The 3,335-nt window shown below is 66.1% G+C and carries 4 protein-coding genes; all 4 read left to right on the plus strand.

Going from position 1 to position 3,335, the window contains the following annotated elements; all coding sequences use genetic code 11:
- On the plus strand, positions 1-703 hold a 703-nt coding region (locus V7116_RS25640; protein ID WP_324394849.1), incomplete at its 5' end, for an AAA family ATPase.
- Positions 704-716: 13 nt separating this feature from the next.
- Positions 717-1,193, plus strand: a complete 477-nt coding sequence (locus tag V7116_RS25645) for a Crp/Fnr family transcriptional regulator (RefSeq protein ID WP_324394850.1) — start codon at positions 717-719, stop codon at positions 1,191-1,193.
- Between the two features lie 26 nt (positions 1,194-1,219).
- Positions 1,220-2,545: a hypothetical protein gene (locus V7116_RS25650; protein WP_324394851.1), complete on the plus strand. Its 1,326-nt coding sequence runs from the start codon at positions 1,220-1,222 to the stop codon at positions 2,543-2,545.
- Positions 2,515-3,144, plus strand: a complete 630-nt coding sequence (locus V7116_RS25655; protein WP_324394852.1) for a hypothetical protein — start codon at positions 2,515-2,517, stop codon at positions 3,142-3,144. The genes V7116_RS25650 and V7116_RS25655 overlap by 31 nt, the downstream gene beginning before the upstream one ends.
- Positions 3,145-3,335 lie beyond the last annotated feature (191 nt).

Genomic DNA, 3,335 nt, shown 5'->3' on the forward strand with positions numbered 1-3,335 from the left:
GGCGGTCACCGGGCTGCGCGGCGGAACCGGCAGCACGACCGTCGCTGTCAACCTCGCCATATGGATGGCGAAACAGGGCCGCCAGACCACGCTGATCGATCTGAGCACCGGCAGCGGGCACGTGCCGCTGCATCTGCATCTCTCGCCGCCCAAACACTGGGGCGGCCTGCTGCACCACACCGAGCCGCCCGCCGAGCGTCTGGTTCAAGGGCTGGTAACCTGGCATCCCGACAGCGGCCTGGGCGTCCTGGCCGCGCCGCCCGTGCCGCCGGTCGAGTCGCTCAGCCTGCCGGTCGTCGATCGGGTGCTGCGCACGCTGAGTTCGGAGAGCGGTCTGTTGGTGCTCGACATCCCCCAGCTCGAACCGGCCAGCGCGTACGCGCTGCGACTGGCGCGGGTCATCGTGCTGGTTCTGTCGGACGATCCGGCCTCGGTGCAAACCGCGATGCAGTCGTTAGCCGCCTTCGATCAGCTTGGCATTCCGCCCAGCCGCATCAAGCTGGCGCTCAATCACGTCCACCGCACGCGGGACATCCCCGCCGAAACGGTGCAAAAAGTGCTCAAGCGCACGTTATCCGTCGAAATCCCCTTCGAGCCGGAGCAGATCAACGCCATCCGGCGCGGTGCGCCCCTGGTCAGCACGGCTCCCGATACCGGTTTCACCCGCGCGATTCAGCAGCTTGCACGGCAGGTAGAAGGATAGGACGGAGATCACGATGACGGCCTTAGACGATTTTTCTCTGGAGCAGGCCGGACACTGGCTGGTGACTTGGGGGTTCGCGGGCGAGGAATTCGAGACGCTGCGGTCCTACGCGCAGGAGATCACGTTTCCGGCGCGCGCCACTATCTTCGCGCAGGGCGACCCGTCGGACGGCATGTACCTCGTGCTGTCGGGCATGGTGCTGATCTTCGCGCGCGGTGAGAACGGCACGGAATACACTACCGCCATCGTCACCGAGGGGCAGTCGTTCGGCGAGCTGGGGCTGCTGGTCGGCAAGCCGCGCCAGGATACCGCCGCCGCGGGTCTGGACGTCCGGCTGCTGAAGATTATCCCCGAAACGCTCGACCGTTTGGAACAGGAACACCCGGATTTGATGATGAAAATGTATAAAGCGCTGGCACAGACGCTGGCCGATCAGTGGCTCCGTGGAGGGCCGTGGGCTGAGAGACAATGGAACCCGATGCACGAGTAAACGATCAAGCGCCTCAGGACGACGAATTGGAAGAAGCACGCCCGGTTTCATCGCAGGTAGACGTGCTCAAGCAGTTGATGCAGGCCCCCCTATCGCTGGAGGACCTCGACATCTCCGCTTCACTGGTACACGACCTGCTGCTGCGCATCGTCTTCAGTGAGGGCGTCGCAAGCCTGCGCCGCCTCGCCGACGTCACCCGCCTGAACCTGAAGCTGATCGACGGCATCATGGAAAAGATGCAGTACGACCAGCTGGTCGAGGTCGCCAGCGCCGGGTCGATGGGGCGCTTCACCTACAGCTATTCGCTGTCCGACGCGGGCACGCTGCGCGCCCGCGACGCCATGGAACGCACGCAGTACATCGGGCCTGCGCCTGTCTCGCTGGCGCGCTACAGCAAGATGATCATGCTGCAAACCTCGCGCAAGCTGCACATCACCCCGCCCGAAGTCATGGGCGCGTTGAAACACCTGCTGCTGCCCGACAACTTCCACCGTCGCATCGGCCCCGCGATCAACGCGGGCACGTCGCTGTTCCTCTACGGCCCGCCCGGCAACGGCAAGACCTCGATCGCCGAATCGATCGCGCACCTGATCTCCGGCGCGAACCCGATCTGGGTTCCGTACGCGATCAGCACGGCGGGCTACATCATCAGCCTGTACGACCCGTCGCTGTTCCGCGAGATCGAGGTCAGCAAAGACCAGCTCAAGTCGCTGCGCACCAGCAGCCTGAACGAAGTAGACCGCCGCTGGGGCCTGTTCGAGCGCCCGGCGGTGATGGTCGGCGGCGAGCTGACGATGGAGGCGCTCGAGCTGCGCTTCGACCCGATCGCCAAATTCTACGAGGGGCCGCTGCAATTGAAAGCCAACGGCGGCATGTTCCTCATCGACGACTTCGGACGCCAGCAGATCCGCCCCGCCGACCTGCTCAACCGCTGGATCGTGCCGCTCGAATCGGGCTACGACTTCCTGCGGCTGCGCACCGGGCAGACGCTGCAAACGCCGTTCCGCCAGCTCATCGTGTTCAGCACGAACCTCGATCCGCTCTCGCTGGTGGACGACGCGTTCCTGCGCCGTATCCAGATGAAAGTGATGGTCGAAAGCCCGGACGAGCGGCTGTTCTTCCAGATCTTCGCCACCATGGCGAAGTCGCTGAACGTGCCGCTGGATAAAGATGGCTTCCTGCACTTCCTGAACCGCTGGTACCGCGAACCGGGCCGCGTGATGCAGGCCGTCCACCCGCGCGACGTGCTGAAGATCCTGGTCGCGCTGTGCGACTACGAAGGCATCCCGCCGCAGTTGACGCCCGCGCTCATCGATGCGGCGTGCGAGAGCTATTTCGTCGATCACTCGTAAGGAGCCGGAGTCCCACGCCCGCCCAATCGACCCTTTCGCCCGATCCGTCCGCGCCGCGCCGTATCCCGTGCTCGGCGTGCGGACGTCTCAACGCGGCATGGCGCACCACCTGCGAACAGTGCGGCACGCGCCTGCCCCGCCTGGAAGACGTCCCGCCGCCGGAAGCGCCGCACGTCGAGCGGCCCGGCTGCGTGACGCTGTGGATTCTGCTGCTGGGCATGTACCTGGGCATCTACGCCGTGGTGCTGGCCCTGAACGCGGCGGTGAACACGCCGCTCTCGACGCGGGACGTCGTGGTGCTGGCTGGCGGAGCCGCCGGGCTGGTCGTCACCGCCGCGATCCTGCGCGGCGTCTGGCGGATGAAACCCTGGTCGCGCAGCCCGGCGATTGCACTGCACACCGTGCTGCTGCTCCTGTTCGGCTACAGCGAGGCGCGCAGCGGCCTGCCCGACAGCACGGAGAGCTTTTTCGAGCGCACCGGGGGCCTGATCTGGCTGGGCGCGCTGGTCGTCGTGATCGTGTGGCTGGCGACGCACCGCGCCGAGTTCCACTACAGGCCGCACGTCGCCCCATACCCCGACGACGAGCGGAGCGGGTAGCCGCACCAACGAGACGACGTAGGGGCGGGTCTGTGACCCGCCCTGTTTGTTTCCCGCCCCGCCCACGTGTTCCCGCGCCCGGGGGCTCACGGTGGGGGTGTATTGCGATACGCCCCTACAAACCCCGTTGGGCGCAGCTTGTCTCCCCTCTCCAACCCAGATTGGAGAGGGGCCGGGGGTGAGGTCGCGGT

The organism is Aggregatilinea sp. (genome assembly GCF_036822615.1).
Classification (GTDB): Bacteria; Chloroflexota; Anaerolineae; order Aggregatilineales; family Aggregatilineaceae; genus Aggregatilinea.

What these genes read in the sequence shown, in the direction of transcription:
- V7116_RS25645 (WP_324394850.1), top strand. Translation starts at nt 717, where the DNA reads ATGACGGCCTTAGACGATTTTTCTCTGGAGCAGGCCGGACACTGGCTG.